This is a genomic window from Hymenobacter lapidarius, from assembly GCF_001816145.1.
Classification (GTDB): domain Bacteria; phylum Bacteroidota; class Bacteroidia; order Cytophagales; family Hymenobacteraceae; genus Hymenobacter; species Hymenobacter lapidarius.
Window position 1 is genome coordinate 1 of the sequence record NZ_MDZB01000143.1, and the last position, 15,878, is coordinate 15,878.

The following is a 15,878-nucleotide window of genomic DNA, read 5'->3' on the forward strand; positions in this document are numbered from 1 at the left end:
CGGAAGACTACCAATCCGACCAAACCTTGCTCCAACGCATTGAATACGTCCTAAAACGAGTCGGAAAAAACTATACGATTAATTTTGCGTGACTGCTTAGTATGCTCTATTGCTGCGCCACCTGAATCTGTTGCGTGTTGAAACCTTGGTTCACGCGCACCACATACATGCCCGCTGCCAACACCGGATTGCTAAGTATTATGGTATTGGCACCCGCTCTCAACGCGGCCTGCTGGCTGTGCACGATATGGCCCAGCGCGTCAATCACGCTTACCGTGGCCGAACCACCGCTGAGGGCTTCTACCTTAACCGATAACGCCTGCCCTTGGCCAAAAGGGTTGGGATAGGCCTGCGCTTTCAGCACCAGGTCGCTCGCGTTTTTGGTGGCTGTCGGCATCGAAACCAGGGTGAGCTGGAAGCGCTGGGCGCGGGCGTAGTCGTTGTCGTCGAACAATTTCAGCCGCTGCCCCGCTAAGTTGTTGGCGCTGGGTACTTCCATGCACATTTCGAAGGGCATTTGCCCAACTGACTTTTTTAGCTTGAACTCGTACAAGCCAGCCGGCGGATTCGGGTTGTCAGCATTGCTGCCAGGGTTTTCGGTGATGACCCATTGCTGGCCGGGGTCGTTGGTCGACACGTTCTGTTCCAACTCGGCAAAAACGGCCGAGCTCAGCGCCACGGTCTGGATGTACATGTTGGTGCCTTTGTGCCGCAACTTGTACGAACCGTCGGCCTGCAACTCAAAAATGAAGCGCTGGGCATCGTTACCGTTGTCGTTGAACTGCTGCACCGCGGCCCCCGCCACGGCCGAATTACCGGCCACCTCCACGCAGAGCGGGTCGCCGTTGGTCGCCTTTACAAAATAGTGCGTTATCTTATAAGTGCCGCCGTTCACGATGGGGCCAGTGGAGAACTGGGCCGAAGCCGATGGCCCGGCCAATAGCAGGCCAATTGCCGCCAGCGAACTGAAGAGAAAAGATTTTTCATGAAAAAGGGAATGGGTTGGGGAAAAGACGTATTAACGGCTACCGCGCCGCCAAATCGGTATTATGTAAATATACGGGCTTACCCGAAATTTATTCTAATATTACGCAAACGTTTGCTTAGTTTAATTCAGATGACGCTGGCTGCTCCTGTTTTTCGGTCTGGCCTTTGAATCAGGGCGTTGCCGCTCTTTTTGCCAGGCCCTCCCCCGCACGGAATGCGGCAAAACGGTTTCAACCTGCAGCGTCTCTTATTGGCTGATGCTTGCGCCTACGCTTGCCAAGGGCTCCTTCAACGCCGGACTAAAATTAAGGGCGCACACCGAAGCGGTATTCCGTCACGGAGTGGAACACTTCGTTCGGCCGCAACACCGTGCCGGGGAAGGCGGGCCGATTGGGTGAATCGGGGAAATGCTGGGTTTCAAGACAGAAGCCGTAGTGCTGCGGGTAGGCCACGCCGCCTTTTCCTTTCAAATTGCCTTTCAGAAAGTTACCGGAGTAAAACTGAATGCCGGGCTGGTCGGTGTAGACGCTCATGGTGCGCCCCGTAACGGGCTCGAACACGGTGGCGGCCAGGGCCGGGGCGGTACGCATTTGGTCTGCCAGCACCCAGTTGTGGTCGTAGCCACCGGGCGCGGCGCCGGGCACCTGCGCAATGCGCTCACCGATGGCGTGGGGCTCGCGGAAGTCCATGGGCGTGCCCGGCACCGCCCGGAGCTCGCCGGTCGGAATCAGGGTGGCGTCTACGACCGTAAACCGGTTCGCGTTCAGCGTCAGCACGTGGCCGAGGGCATTTTTGGCCTGGCCGTGGTTTAGGTTGAAATAGCTGTGGCTGGTGAGGTTAAGGGGCGTGGCTTTGTCGGTGGTGGCCGTGTAGTCGAGGCGGAGGGCGTCGTCTTCGGTCAGAGTGTATACCACTTTCACCGCCAAGGTGCCGGGGTAGCCCTCCTCGCCATCCCTGCTAGTATAGCTGAGCGCCAGCGTCTGACCGGTGGCCGAGGTGCCCGGCTGGGCCGTCCACACCACTTTGTCGAAGCCGCGCTTGCCGCCGTGCAGGGTATTGGGGGCGTTGTTCAGCGCCAAAGTGTAAGCCTGGCCGTCGAGCGTGAATTTGCCCTTGGCGATGCGGTTACCGTAGCGCCCAATTAGCGCCCCGAAATAGGGACCTTCCTGGAGATATAGGTCGCTCGTGTAGCCGGCCAGGTTGTCGAAGCCCAGCACCACGTCGCCCAATTGCCCCTTGCGGTCGGGCGTGAGCAGGCTGGTGAGCGTGCCGCCGTAGGTGCTGATGGTAGCTTTGAGGCCGTGCGCGTTGGTAAGCGTGAAAAGCTGCACCGCCTGTCCGTCGGCAGTCTTGCCAAAATCAGTGGTGAGGGGCAGGGCGCGCGAAGCCGACGCGCTGGAGTCGGCCGCACCGGCCGGGCGGCCGTTAGTCCCTTCGGCGACATTGGTAGAGGACGTCGGGGAGTTGCAGGCGGTCAGCAAAGCCAGGTTGGTTAAAACGCCAGCCAGGCCAGCACGGAAAGAAATAGGCATGTCAAAAAAGGTGAAGCGTTGAAGCAGGCAACTCGCCGGGCAGCGGCCCGGAATTGGGGTCAGGGCTGGGCGGTCAGGGTGAAATTTTCGAACACTGCCACGCCAGTTGGCGCACCCTGTGCCACCACGCCCACGCGCACGCCCCGGTCCCAGGGCGGCAGGAAACGGCCGTCGACTGGGGCGCCCGACGCGGGCAGAGTTTGCCATGTAGGGCCGCCGGTAGTGCGCCAGGCAAAGCTAAACTGACTGCCTTGCCGGGCCTGCAGGCGCAGCTCCAAGGCTTTGGTGGCGGGCAGGGGCACTTCGGCCAGAGTTTTAGTTTGCCCTTTTTCCAGCTGCAGCAGCTGCACTTTGCCGGCGCTGGCCACCAGCATCAGGGTGTTGTCGGGGTCGCCATGGGCAGCCAGACCGGCGCGGGTGCCTGCGGCCAGCGTACCGGGGTTCAGCAGCGTGGTGGTAGCGGTGTAAGCGGCAGCCGTGGTCGAGCGGCCGAGGGCCGCGCCGCTGTGGTCGGGACGGGCGGTGAGGCGCAGCTGCCCCCCGCTCACCGCGAAGGTGGGCCGGTACTCCACCGGCCATTGCCAGGCCAGGTCCAGGGTCCGGCCCGTGAACTCGTCGGCCACTGCACTGGCGCGGGCGGCCACGGCCGGCGCGGCTACTGGCGTGCTTTTGCCCCGGAACGCCGGCCAGCCCGCGGCCGTCCACTCAAATTCGCTCAGCACGCCCTGCCGGCCCGCAAACTCGTGGCTGCCGGCTTCGTAGGCGTGGTGCAGCATGTACCAGCGCCCCGGTACTCCAGGGCAGTACCGTGGCCGGGGCACTTCCAGGTATCGTTGTTGAGCAGAATCGGGTTGTCGGCGTGCTTCTCCCAGGGGCCGAGCAGGGTTTTGGCTCGGGCTACGCCGGTAGCGTAGGTGCAGCCGCGTCCGCAGCAGCCGTTGCCGGCGTAAAAGGCATAGAAGTAGCCGTCGTGGCGCACCATCGATACGCCCTCCACGAGGTTGCCCTCCCAAGTGGCGGGGTCATTGCGGAACAGCTCTGTTTTTTCGCCCACCAGCGCGGTGCGGGCGTCGTTCAGCCGCTGCGCCCAGATGGGCGTGGGCTGCTGCACGCTGTTGCCGTCCTCCTTCCAAATGAGGTAGAGCTGGCCTTTTTCGTCGCGCATCGGGAAGCCGTCAATCGAGCCAGCAGGCTGGCCCACCAAGGGCCCATGGTCAGTATAAGGGCCTTCGGGGCGCGGGGCACTGGCCACGCCCACGGCCAGATTGCCGCCCCGCTTGTGGGCGGCGTAGAACACGTACGTCTTGCCGCCGTCCTGGCTGATTTCAGGGGCCCAGAAGTAGTAATCGGCCCAGGCCGGCCGCTCGCCCGGGAACACGTGGCCCACCAGCTTCCAGTCGGTCAGGTTCTTGGAAGACAGCAGCGGAAATGCCGGACCCCAATTCGAGGTAGTGGCAGTGGCCCAGTACGTGTCGCCCACCTTCACCACCGACGGGTCTGGGAAATCGCCCGGCAGCACCGGGTTGGTAATAACCAGCGCGGCGGCCGGAGCCGTACCAGCGGTGGCGGCACCACCGGTAGCGGCGGGCCGCTGGCAGCTTCCAAGCAGGGCGCTGGCCAGCAGGAAGGTGCCACCGAGGCAGCGAATAGGCAGGGTCATAAAATTCAAGCAGGCGGCTGTCAGCGGGGTGAAAAGAAGTAAGACGGGTTGCCGGCGCTACTCCCCGCGCGGGGCAAGGACACCCCCAGCGGCACCGGAGTGCCAAAGTCTGGGGTGTCGTCGGCGCGCCAGGTAAATTTCTGCATCCGGGGGCTGCGGCTGTCGCCGCAGCCCTGGCCCGTGCGCGGGTTGGCGTGGTATATAATCCAGTCCTCGTTGCCGGTGCGCGAAGTGAAAAAACCATTATGGCCCGGCCCGTAGGCTTGCCCCGCGGGGTTTTTTACAAAAATGGGGGTGGGCGACTTCGTCCACGAAGCCAGCATCATGGGGTCGGCGGTGGCTGGTGCCGTGAGCATGCCCAGGGCATAGTCGTCGGTGCTGCAGTGGCTGGCCGAATACACCAGCACCGTTTTGCTGCCGTGGCGGAGCACCTGGGGGGCCTCGTTCACCTTCGGGAAGCCGTTGAGCTCCCAGCCGTACTGCGGCGCGCTGAGCTGCACCCGCGCCCCGGTGAGCGCCGTTGGGCTGCTCATGCGGCAGATGTAGAGGTTTTGCTGCTCCGAGTTGGGTTCCTGCCCCGACCAGAGCAGGTAGCGCCCCCCGTTCTGCTCCAGAATGGTACCGTCGATGGCCCACAGGTCCTGGCCCGGCACGGCCAGCTGGCCCCGTTCAGTCCAGGCGCCGGTGGTAGGGTCAGCATTCGCATTTTCCAGCATCCACAGGCGTTGGCCGCCGCAGCAGCCGGGGGGGCCCGCCGTGAAGTACACGTACCACTTGCCGTCGAGGAAATGCAGCTCCGGGGCCCATACGTTTTGCGAGTTCGGGCCCGTGGCCGGAGCTGCCCAGATGGTGGTGCTCACGGCCGAACCCAATTCGCTCATTTTGGCCGTTTTGCGCAGTACCACGTTGTTGCCGGTGGTGTGCATGTAGTAGTAGAAGCCGTCTTTTTGATACACCCACGGGTCAGGGCCAGCAGCCAGCAGCGGGTTGGTGAACGTAGTGGCGACGGGCGTGGTCGGTGGCGGCCCCTGGGGCACCACCGTGGGTGAGCTTTTCGAGCAGCCCAGCGTGCCGGCCAGTAGCAGCGTGGTCCAGAACGAAGAACGGAATAACAGCATAAGGACAGGGAACAGGAATCAGAGAATAACAGGGATAAGTTAGGAGTATTTCCACAACCCGGGCAAAAACTGCGGCCCGGCCGCCAAACATTGCTTTCTTACTTTGAGCCTAAACAGCCGTCGCCCCCAAAGGGCCCGACGGTCATCGGGCAAACGCGGGCAATCAGCAGCGAGCAACAAATAGTCAGACCACAAGCCCTTGGTTAGCGAGGCTCGGGCCTTGCCGCTTGTTGATTCGTTTACTGCTAATAGTTAGGGTTTTGGCGTAAGCGACCCAGGTCGATGTCGATTTGTATCAGTGGCAACAAACGGTCGCGGTCTGCCCGGAATCCGGTGAAGCTGGGGTCGCGCTGCTTTAGCTGGTCGATGCCGGCTTGGTTGGTGAGCACTCCGTAGCGCTGCAGGTCGAACCAACGCACGCCTTCACCGGCAAGTTCGGTGATGCGTTCGTGCATGAGCTGGGTGCGCAGGGCCGTCTGCGACAGCCCCGCTGCCAAGGGCGCCAGCCCGGCGCGCGCGCGCACCTGGTTCACCAATGGGATGGCGCGGCCGGGTTGTTTTGCTCGTTCAAGGCCTCGGCCTGCAGCAGCAGCACGTCGGCGTAGCGCATCACGCGGTGGTTGATGGGCGAATCGAAATCCTCGAAGGTGCGGTAGTAGTCGGTGGCGTACTTGCGGTAATACACGCGGCCCAGGTTGCGGGGGTTGCCGGCGTAACGCGTCTCAAAGTTGCCGCTGCCGTACACTCCCCGGTCGTTGTCGGGCGGCAAGGTACTGGGGAACTGGGTCAGGTCGAACCGATTGTAAAACACGGTAGCGGCCAGCCGCGGGTCACGCTGCCCCGAAGTGGTGCCTTCCTGCAAAAACTCACGCACCACCCAAGGGCGCAGTTCGCCATCGTTAAAGCCAAAGCCCGGCACGCCCCAGAACTGGGAGCGCTGCCCGCCCTGCGAGGAACTGGCGGAGGGACCGCCGCCGGCGTCGTTGCCACCGCGGTTAACGTCGGAGAATTGTACCTCGAAGATGGACTCCGAGTTGTTCTCAGTGGTGTGGCGGAAATTGTCGGTGTAGTTCGTCGTCAGGCGGTAGGTGCCCGAGCCGATGACCTGCGCAAACTGGGCCTGGGCCTCCGCCCACCGGCGGTTTTGCATGTAAGCCTTGCCCAGCAGCGTGGTGGCGGCGCCGCGGGTGGCGCGCCCCAGGTCGGCACCGGTGTACGAGGCCGGTAAGTCGGGCTGGGCTGACATGAGGTCGCTAATGACCAATGCCCACACCTCGGCTTCGGTGCCCTGCGGCGGAATGGCGTTCAAATCGGTGGGCGGTGCCACGACCAGCGGCACATTGCCGTAGAGCGACACCAAGTTGAAGTAGCTCAGCGCCCGCAGAAACCGGGCCTCGGCCACCAAGCGCTTTTGCAGGGTCGCGTCCATCTGAATGCCGGGCACATTGGCGATAACTTGGTTGGCGCGGTAAATGGTACGGTAGTGGTCGCGATAGATATCGCGCGACACCTCGAAATCATAGTTGGTTTGGACAAAGCGGGTGAAGTCGGCCAGCTCGCCCCAGGGGCTCTGGCTGAAGCCGGTGTCGTCGCGCAAATCGAAGGCGAAGTTGAGCCAGCGCCGGTACATGCCCAGGCCCTGCAGTCCAGCGTAGGCGGCGGTGGAAGCGCGCACCGCGTCTTCGCTGGTTTTAAAGAACGACTCGGTGGTGGGCAGGTTGGGATTCAGCTGGTTCAGCAGGTCCTTCTCGCAGGCCGTGGCGGAGAGCAGCAGCGTTCCAGCCAGAACCAATCGGGCTAAAAAATTGACTTTCATATCGGTATTTGTTAAAAAATCGAGAGAAACGAAGCTTAGAAGCCGGCCTGGATGCCTAACGTGAAGGAGCGCAGGTTGGGGTACGAGCCTTCATCGACGCCGCGCGCCAACGAACCCGAGCCCACGGTTTCGGGGTCGTAGCCGCTGTACTTCGTTGCGGTGAACAGGTTTTGGGCAGTAGCGTACAGGCGCAACGAAGCCACGTACTTCGAGCGTTCCAGCAATGTTTTGGGCACAGTCACGCCCACCTGCAGGTTCTTCAGGCGCAGGTACGAGCCGCTTTCCAGCCAGCGCGTGCTGTTAAAACGGTCGTTGTTGCCCGCGGCAGTGCCGCTGCGGGGGCCGCCCGCAATGAGGGAGCGCGGCGTGGTGGTCGACGGGTTTTGCGGCGTCCAAGGATTGAAATCAACCCGGTGGTTGCCGTTGTCGTCGGTGCGGTCGAGCCAGTACTTGTCCACGTTAAACACGTCGTTGCCTTGCACGCCCTGCACGAAGGCGGTCAGGTCGACCACGCCGTAGCCCAGGCTCAGGTTGGCACCGTACTGCAGTTTGGGAAACACGTTGCCCACGTGCACCCGGTCCTTGTCGTCGATGCGGCCATCGCCGTTGCTGTCCTTGTAGCGCACGTCGCCGGGGCTCAGGCCCGTTGGAATGTTGGAGTCGCCGTTCTGATAGATGCCGTCGAACTGGTAGAGGAAGAACGAGCCGATTTCCTGGCCCACCTCGGTGCGGGTGATGGCATTAGGGCCGCCGTTGAAGAAGTTGGGGGTGCCGTTGGGGTCGCCGCCGGCGTTGCCCAGGTCCAGCACCTTGTTGTCAACGGTGGTCAGGTTAACCGAAGCACCGTAGCGGAACGGGCCACGGGCGTCGTTGTAGCCGAGCTGCAGCTCAAAGCCCTTATTTTCGAGCTTGCCCAAGTTGCGGAACGGGTTGCTGCCGGCGTTGCCAAAAAACAGCGGCAGGGCGGGGTCAATCAGCGCGCCTGTGGTTTGCGACACGTAGTAGTCGGCCGAAAGCGTCAGGCGGTTTTCCACAAAGCCAGCGTCGAGGCCCACGTTGGTGGTGCGACGGGTTTCCCAGCGGATGTCCGGGCTGGCAAACTGGGTCTGAATGGCCCCGTTCTGGACGGCCCCGCCCAGCACGTAGTTGGCGTTGGTATTAATAAACCCCTGGTAGCGGTACGAGCCGCCGTAGGCCCCGCCCAGCAAGTCGTTACCGAGCTGGCCGTAGGAGGCGCGCAGCTTGAGGTCAGAAAAGACGCTGATGCTTTCAAAGAACTTCTCCTTCGACACGCGCCAGCCCACCGAGGCCGCCCCGAAGTTGCCGTAGCGGTTCTCGGCCCGGAAGCGCGACGAGCCGTCGCGGCGGTAAGCTGCCGTGACCAAGTAGCGCTGGTCGTAATCGTAGGTGAGCTGGCCGAAGAATGACTCCTTGGTGTGCGTGAACGACGAGCCCGCCACCTGCGGCGTCTGGCTGCCCGCGTCCAGGGCCCAGTAGTACGTGGGGCCGCGACCGTACTCGAAGTTCACGCCCCGCGTTACTTCCTGGCGGGTGCGCTGCTGGCTGTAGCCGGCCACGGCGGTGAGGTTGTGCTCGCCAAAGCTTTTGTCGAAGGTGAGCGTGTTTTCGGCCATGCCGAACACCTCCGTGCCCTGGGTGTCGCCGTAGGACGAGGGCGTGGTGGGGTCGTTGCGGCGCCACACGCCGAACTGCCGCTTCTGCTGGTCGCGGAAGCCGTGGTACTCGGTGGCCAGGTTCAGGCGGTAGCGCAGGAAGTCGAAGATGGAAACCTCGCCGTATATGTTGCCCTGGAGGCGGCTCGACACCCCGGTGTCGGTGAGCAGGCTTTGCAGGGCAATAGGGTTGGTGCCGAAGGTGGTGGCGTTGTTATTACCGATGCCGAAGCCGCCGGGCGTGGTCTCGTCGTACACCGGAATCACGGGTAGCATGCGCACGATGTCGATGAAGGGCCGGCCGTTCACGCGGGTTTGGTTGGTGCGCGTGAGTAGGGCGTTCTGGCCCACGCGGAACCGCCCGCGGTTGAAGCCGGTGTTCACCCGAAAGCTGTAGCGGTCAAACTTTGGTCCCTGCACCGTGCCGTCCTGCTTGAAGTAGCCGCCCGACACGTTGAAGGTGGAGTTGGGCCCGCCGCCCGAAAAGCCCAGGTTGTAGTCCTGCACCGAGCCTTGCTTGAAAAACTCTTTTTGCCAATCGGTGTCGATGCCGGCCGGCGGGTTGGCTGCAAAGGGCTGGCGGGGTGCCCCGGCGTTATCGTAGGCTTGGTTGTTGAGGGCAGCCCACTGGGCGGCGTTGGTCAGCTCCAGCGTGTTCACCAGGTTCTGCACCCCGCCGTTGGCGCTGAAAGAGATGGCAGGCACGCCCGCTTTGCCCTTTTTGGTGGTGATGACAATCACCCCGTTGGCCCCCGAAGCGCCGTAGGGTGCCAGCGAAGCGGCGTCCTTGAGCACCTGTACCGATTCCACGTCGGCGGGGTTAAAGTCGCGCTGTCCGCCGGTATTTTGCACCCACAAGCCATCGATGACGTAGAGCGGGCCGCTGCCGCTGGCAATAGTGCCCAGCCCGCGGATGTTGATGACTGGGGCCTGCCCCGGTGCCCCGGAGTTAGTCACCGTCACGCCCGGCATCCGGCCCTGAATGGCCTCACCCACGGAAGCTACCGGCGCGCGGCGCACCTCCTGGGCGCTAACGCTGGCCACCGAGCCGGTTACGTCTTCGCGCTTCTGGGTGAGGTAGCCCACCACCACCACTTCGTTGAGCTGCTTGGCATCAACAGCCAGGGCGACGTTGACTTCGCTGCGCCCGCTCACGGCCACTTCCTGGCTCGTGTAGCCGACAAAAGAAAACGTGAGTGTGGCGTTATCGCTCACCGTGAGCACATAGTTGCCATTAACCGACGTGGCTATGCCGTTGGCGGTGCCTTTTTCAAGAACCGTTACTCCCGGCATGCCCTCCCCTTTTTCGTTAACCACGCGCCCGGTCACTGTCTGAACCGGGGCCACCAAGGTCCAGCCAGTACTGCCAGTGGTGGGACGAGCAGCGGCCGGCAAACCCGCCAAAGCGGAAATACACAGCGGCAGGCAGCAAAGCAAGGCCGGCACGGTTTGGCGGCGTAACCCCAAGTAATGTTTTTTCATGGTATGAGAGGATGTGGGAGAAACAAATATAGGAGTCAAAACAAACGTTTGCGTAATATTATTCTGCAATTCTAATTTAGCACTAAATAATTTCTTTTAAACATGACTTCCGTCTGTGGCGTCTGCGTTTGCGACGAGAAAACTGCTTCAGGCCCTAACATGCTATGTTATGCCTCGTTATTTGTTAATTTGACATATTTAGGGTTGATTTTGCGGTTGTTCTTCCCCGGGTCAAACGGGATATTGATATTGCAATCCAGCCGAATAAGTGAATTTTTTTACAAAAAAGAGTTTCAAAATATTTCGCAAACCTTTGCATTGAGAGCTTCCTGTTCGTCGGTAAAGCCGAGTTGCTACTCGCCCGATGGGCGGGCCAAGGGCTGCCCAGGAGCCACGGGGCGTCCGAAATCGGGTGTGCCGTCGGCTCGCCAGGTGAAAAGCTGAGCCCGGGGCGACCGGAAGCGGCCGCAGCCCTGGCCGGGGGCGTCGTTGGCATGGTACAGCAGCCAATCCTCGGTGCCGTCGGGCGACTTAAAAAATGAGTTATGGCCCGGCGCGTACACCTTGCGGGCCGGGTCCTGCTGGAACACCGGCACCGGCGACTTCGTCCAGGAGCCCGGCTGCAGCAGGTCGCTGTCGGCGGGGGCCGTGAGCATGCCCAGGGCGTACGTGTCGGTCCAACAGCCGCTGGCTGAGTAAATCAACACCAGCTGGTTGCCGTGGCGCACCACCTGTGGGCCCTCGTTCACGTCGACGTGCGCGGGAGTTTCCGTGGCGGGCAGGTCGCCGTTGCGCTCCCAGGCAAATACCGGTGTCGACACTTTCAGGCGCGGGCTGGCTATAGTCCAGGGGTCTATCATGCGCGCCAGATAAATGTTCTGCCGGCCGTTTACATCGCCTTCCCAACCCGACCACACGAAGTACAGTTGGCCGTTGTTTTCGAACACCGAGCCGTCGATGGCCCACTTATCGGTGGCGTCCGTTATCTGGCCTTTGTCAGTCCAGGTGCCTTGGGTGGGGTCAGCCGAGGCGTTTTCGAGTACCCAAAGCCGGTGGGTCTGGTTGGTGGCGGCGTCGGCGGCGTAGTAGAGGTACCACTTACCGGCCAGAAAGTGCAGCTCCGGGGCCCAGATGTCGTGCGCGTTCGGGCCCGTGGCGGGCGGCGTCCACACCACCGTTTTGGGTGCGCTGCCGAGCTGGCTCAGCGAGCGGGTTTTCCAGAGCGTGATGTTGCGACCCGTGGTGTGGGTGTAATAATAGTAGCCGCCGCGGTAGATGCTCCACGGGTCGGCTCCGGCCGGCAGCAAGGGGTTGGTGAAGGTGGCGGTGGCCCGGCCCGCCGTGGGCTGCGCCAGGCCGGACCCATGCAGCGCCAAAGCCAGTAACAAGACGCACAAGGTTTTTGTCATCGCACGGAATAAAAAAGGTGGCAGGCGCGGCTTATTTGCCGTTGAGCTTTTTAATCAGGTTGGTTTCGTCGACGCGGTACGGCGTCCCATCCCGGCGAAACACTTCGTGAAACCACTCCACCGGCTCGCCGCCGTCTGCAATGGGCACGTCCCACTGGTACTTGGTGTTGGTTTTGCCATCGACCAGGCCCCAGTTGATGGCGCCCACGTTCTGCGTTTTAAGCAAAGGCAAGATGTTGGCAAACCGGCTGTTGCGGGGCCGGGCCATGTACTCGGTGCAAATGAGGGGGCGGCCGTGGGTCTCCAGCAGCTCAATCACGCGCTGGTGCGCGGGCGCCTCGTCGTAATTGTGGTAGGTGATGACATCCGAATGCAGGGCCTGATATTTATTCAGGGCCTCGAAGTCCCAGTTCCACAGGCCCACGCTCAGGGGCTGGTCGGGGCGCACGGCGTGGGCCCAGGCAAACACGTTGCGCACCAGCGGCAGCGAGGTAGCGAGCTTGCCCGAATTGCCGGGCTCGTTGAATAAATCCCACAGCAGGATGCGCTTGTCGTGGGCAAAGCGCGTGAGCACGTCCTGCACGTAAGGCCGCAGCTTGCTGAAGGTGAGCGAGTCGCGCGATTCCGGGTCGCCGGGGTCCTGCACCCAGCCGGAGTTGTGCACCCCGGTTTTGGGCGCGGGCTGCGGGCCGGTTTTGGCGTCTTTATTCCAGCAATCGTCGAAAAACACGAACATCGTTTGGATGTGGTGCTTGTCGGCCAGCCCGAGGTAAATATCCATCCGCTTTTTGAAGCCCTCGGGGTCCTGCTGCCAGGCCAAGCTGTGCAGAAACACCCGCATGGTGTTGAAGCCAATGCCCTCGGCCCAGCCTAGCTCCCGGTCGATGGTGACGGGGTCGAAGGTGGCGGCCTGCCACATTTCCAGTTGGTTGATGGCCGTACTTGGCGTGAAGTTGGCGCCGCTCATCCACGGATGCGCCCGGTACCAGGCGTTGGCTTTTTCGGCCGGCCAACGCTGGTCGGCCGCTATCGGCGCGCTGCCTTTGGCTTTTAGCTTGGTTTTTTGCGCCCACGAGTCGGTGAACGAGGACAGAAGCAGCAGCAGGAGAAACATTTTTTTCATGGGCAAGCGCACGCAAAAAGGCGTTTATAATACTGATAAAATGGCCCGTGGATTCTTTCCGCCCGGCCTTTTACGTTGGCCGGGCTGATAGCCTTCAATGCATGCCGGCCGCGTACTCTGTCCGGTATTAATCCAACGGTAACATTGGGTTAACGGGGGGAATTTACGGGTTTCGTACGCAACGTTTGCGTATTGGTAGGCAACTTACGATGTTTTCCCGACCTTCGCCTTAGCCTAGCTTCTCGTTTGTTAGCGCTGCATCAACCGTTGGTCGTTTTTTTGGGTTGAACCTGGGCGTTAGCAACCGCTTTTGCCGGGCACTTTTTTCCTGCTTTTTCCTTCCTACTCCACATGCTTTCTCGTCGCAAATTCCTTAACCGCGCCAGCGCCGGCTTGGCCTCGATGGCCGTGCTCCATCAAGCCGCGGCCCAGGCGGCGGCGGGTCGCACCTACACCAACCCGGTATTTGCCGGCCAGTTTCCCGACCCGTTCGTGCTCAAGCACCGGGGCCGCTACTACGCGTTTGGCACCACTGGGCGGGGCCGCACCGCTGATGGCCGCATCTTTACCCTGCTCACGTCCGCCAACTTGGTGGACTGGCAACCAGCCGGCGGCGCACTCACCCCGCCCGCCGGCGCGGAAGGCGCGGACTTCTGGGCCCCGGAGGTGGTATACCACCAGGGAACGTTCTACATGTACTACTCGATGGGGGGCGGAGCCATTGCGGCCACCGTGGGCCACCGCCTGCACGTGGCCACCAGCCAGACCCCCCAGGGCCCCTACCGGCAGGTGGCTGTGCTCGACGTACCCGGCAGCCAGTTCACCATCGATGCCCACCCCTACCTCGACGCCGACGGCAAGTGGTACTTGTTTTATGCCCGCGACTTCACCGATTCGGACGACGGCTACCGGCCCGGCACCGGCCTAGTGGTGGACCGCTTGCTAGACATGACCCGCCTGGCCGGCCGCAGCCGCACCGTGATGCGCGCTCGGCACGACTGGACGGTATTCGAGAAAAACCGCACCATGCCGCTCTACGGCAACCGCACCTTTGCCGAATGGCACACCCTGGAAGGGCCGTTTGTCCGGCGGCACGGCGGCAAGTATTACTGCTTCTACAGCGGGGCCAACTTCCTCACCCCGCGCTACGGCGTCGATTATTGCGTAGCCAGCACCATCATGGGCCCCTACTCCGACGCTGGGGCTGAAAAGGGACCGCGCGTGCTGCACGCCGTGCCCGGCCACGTGCGCGGCCCCGGCCACCACTCGCACGTGCTGGGGCCCGACGGCAAAACGGAATACCTGGTCTACCACGCGTGGGACCCGGGCATGAAGGAGCGCCAGCTCTGCATCGATAAGCTCGCTTGGACGGCGCAGGGCCCGCGGTGCCTGGGGCCGACTTATACGCCGCAACCGCAGCCATGAAACGGGATGATGCGGGGTTCCCGGATTTGCATTAAGCGTCCTTCAGAAACATAGCGCACTGGCCAGCGGCTACTTGCGTCGCAGCGGCTGTAGCCAAGCCGTCATAAGAGGCGGCCGCAGGAGTTCGAACAACGAATTAGCCCACAAAACACCTAATTTTACACAGCATCCGGGGGCGTGTTCGCGCTGCCCCCGGCCTTTACTTTCACGCTACCCGCTTCCATTCGACAAGGTCTTGGCTCGAGCAAAGTATTCGATTTCGGATTTGGCCAATCAGCTTGGGGTGTCGGTGTCAACCGTCTCAAGGGCCCTGAACGACCATGCTTCCATTAGCGCGGGCACCAAAAAACGCGTCTGGCAGCTGGCCAAGGAACTGCATTACCAGCCCAACCACCTCGCCGCCGGATTGCGCAAGGGCCGCAGCAACATCCTCGGGGTCATCGTGCCGCACATCGACGGACACTTTTTTGCCTTGGTGGTCAAGGGCATCGAAGCCGTGGCGAGCAAGGCGGGCTTCAACGTAATGATTTGCCAGTCAAACGAAGACGTGGCGCACGAGCGCAAAAACATCGAAACCCTACTCGGCGCGCAGGTCGAGGGCATCTTGGTGTCGCTGGCCCGCAACACCCGCGACTTTAAGCACTTCGACAAGGTGCGCAAGCAGGACATTCCCCTCGTGTTCTTTGACCGGGTGCTCGACGGAACGGACGTGAACTCGGTGGTTATCGACGACCGGGAAGGGGGCTACCAATGCACCAAGCACCTGCTGGCGCAAGGATGCCGGCGCATTGCGCACTTTGGTGGGCCGCAGCACCTGAACATCTACAAAAACCGCCGGCAAGGTTATGTCGACGCCCTGCTCGAAGCGGGCTTACCCCTGGAAGAAGAGCTGATGTATAACTGCGACATGACCCAGGAAAACGGCGCTGCGGGCATGCGGCGCATGCTGCACCTGCCCCAGCCGCCCGACGCCGTGTTCTCCGCCAGCGACTTTTCCGTGGTGGGTGCCCTCGAAGAAATCAAGCGACACGGGTTGCGGGTGCCCCAGGACGTGGCCTTGGTGGGGTTCAGCAACGAAACCTTCACCTCCCTCACCGAGCCCAAGCTTACGTCGGTAGACCAGCGCTGTGAGCAGCTGGGCCAGTCGGCAATGCGGCTTTTCCTCGAGATACTGGAGGAGGGAAGCAGCACATTTTCGCCCCGCCGCATCGTGCTGCAACCCGACCTGCTGGTCCGCGCTTCTTCCCAACGCTTGGGATAAGTTACGCGAATTCGGTGCTTCTGCTCTTCTACGCCCTGTTGCCGCGCAGCTTACCCCAAATGCTGCCAGGCTTCCGCTACGTGAATGCTGTCCGGGTGTTTTTCTGCCGAACGAAAGGCACATTCAAAACCGCCGTGCTCCGTTTTTTTGACCGACTCCCCGGGTTTGGCCATAAACTCGCGTCCGGGATGACGCTCGAATTACACGTCCTCGATTCGCAACCCTCTTCGTGACGAGGACAATAGGGCGAAAAATCTTCGGTTAGGTGCTGGACAGCTTCGTTTTTATTTCACTAGTGCTTAGTCAGGCAAGTTAGTTGCCCTAATCTTCTGGTAGTGGCGGTCGAGTTTGACGCGTGCTTTTTCCAGGGTGAACTGCCATTTTACCGTAGC

At 61.8% G+C, this 15,878-nt stretch carries 10 protein-coding genes and 1 pseudogene; 2 read left to right on the top strand and 9 right to left on the bottom strand.

What is annotated here, in order from left to right:
- Nucleotides 1-106 precede the first annotated feature (106 nt).
- The 9 genes and pseudogenes from BEN47_RS16975 to BEN47_RS17010 form a co-directional block, all read right to left on the bottom strand.
- Entirely contained in the window at nucleotides 107-940 is an 834-nt protein-coding gene (locus BEN47_RS16975) for an RICIN domain-containing protein (protein WP_070730016.1), read from the bottom strand.
- 352 nt (nucleotides 941-1,292) lie between these two features.
- Complete coding sequence (locus BEN47_RS16980; RefSeq protein WP_083322527.1) at nucleotides 1,293-2,519, bottom strand: aldose epimerase family protein; 1,227 nt, start codon at nucleotides 2,517-2,519, stop codon at nucleotides 1,293-1,295.
- 59 nt (nucleotides 2,520-2,578) lie between these two features.
- Nucleotides 2,579-3,295 carry a beta-xylosidase family glycoside hydrolase gene (locus BEN47_RS22310; protein WP_239691647.1) on the bottom strand — a complete coding sequence of 239 codons (717 nt, stop codon included), beginning with the start codon at nucleotides 3,293-3,295 and terminating at the stop codon, nucleotides 2,579-2,581.
- A complete protein-coding gene (locus tag BEN47_RS22315) occupies nucleotides 3,235-4,179 on the bottom strand; it encodes a glycoside hydrolase family 43 protein (RefSeq protein ID WP_239691648.1) in 945 nt (314 codons plus the stop codon). Before BEN47_RS22315 ends, BEN47_RS22310 begins: the two co-directional genes overlap by 61 nt.
- Before the next feature lie 20 nt (nucleotides 4,180-4,199).
- Complete coding sequence (locus BEN47_RS16990) at nucleotides 4,200-5,297, bottom strand: glycoside hydrolase family 43 protein (protein ID WP_070730018.1); 1,098 nt, start codon at nucleotides 5,295-5,297, stop codon at nucleotides 4,200-4,202.
- 245 nt (nucleotides 5,298-5,542) lie between these two features.
- Nucleotides 5,543-7,113 (bottom strand): annotated as a pseudogene (locus BEN47_RS16995) (RagB/SusD family nutrient uptake outer membrane protein).
- Nucleotides 7,114-7,148: 35 nt separating this feature from the next.
- Nucleotides 7,149-10,268, bottom strand: a complete 3,120-nt coding sequence (locus BEN47_RS17000; protein WP_083322530.1) for a SusC/RagA family TonB-linked outer membrane protein — start codon at nucleotides 10,266-10,268, stop codon at nucleotides 7,149-7,151.
- A 353-nt stretch (nucleotides 10,269-10,621) separates the two neighbouring features.
- Nucleotides 10,622-11,677: a glycoside hydrolase family 43 protein gene (locus tag BEN47_RS17005; protein ID WP_070730020.1), complete on the bottom strand. Its 1,056-nt coding sequence runs from the start codon at nucleotides 11,675-11,677 to the stop codon at nucleotides 10,622-10,624.
- A gap of 31 nt (nucleotides 11,678-11,708) precedes the next feature.
- Nucleotides 11,709-12,800 carry a glycoside hydrolase 5 family protein gene (locus BEN47_RS17010; RefSeq protein ID WP_070730022.1) on the bottom strand — a complete coding sequence of 364 codons (1,092 nt, stop codon included), beginning with the start codon at nucleotides 12,798-12,800 and terminating at the stop codon, nucleotides 11,709-11,711.
- Between the two features lie 351 nt (nucleotides 12,801-13,151).
- Here BEN47_RS17010 and BEN47_RS17015 point away from each other — a divergent pair, with 351 nt between their 5' ends.
- Together BEN47_RS17015 and BEN47_RS17020 are read left to right on the top strand one after the other, a co-directional pair.
- Nucleotides 13,152-14,225 carry a glycoside hydrolase family 43 protein gene (locus tag BEN47_RS17015; RefSeq protein WP_204378342.1) on the top strand — a complete coding sequence of 358 codons (1,074 nt, stop codon included), beginning with the start codon at nucleotides 13,152-13,154 and terminating at the stop codon, nucleotides 14,223-14,225.
- A gap of 265 nt (nucleotides 14,226-14,490) precedes the next feature.
- Entirely contained in the window at nucleotides 14,491-15,486 is a 996-nt protein-coding gene (locus BEN47_RS17020; protein ID WP_139147388.1) for a LacI family DNA-binding transcriptional regulator, read from the top strand.
- Nucleotides 15,487-15,878: the final 392 nt, after the last annotated feature.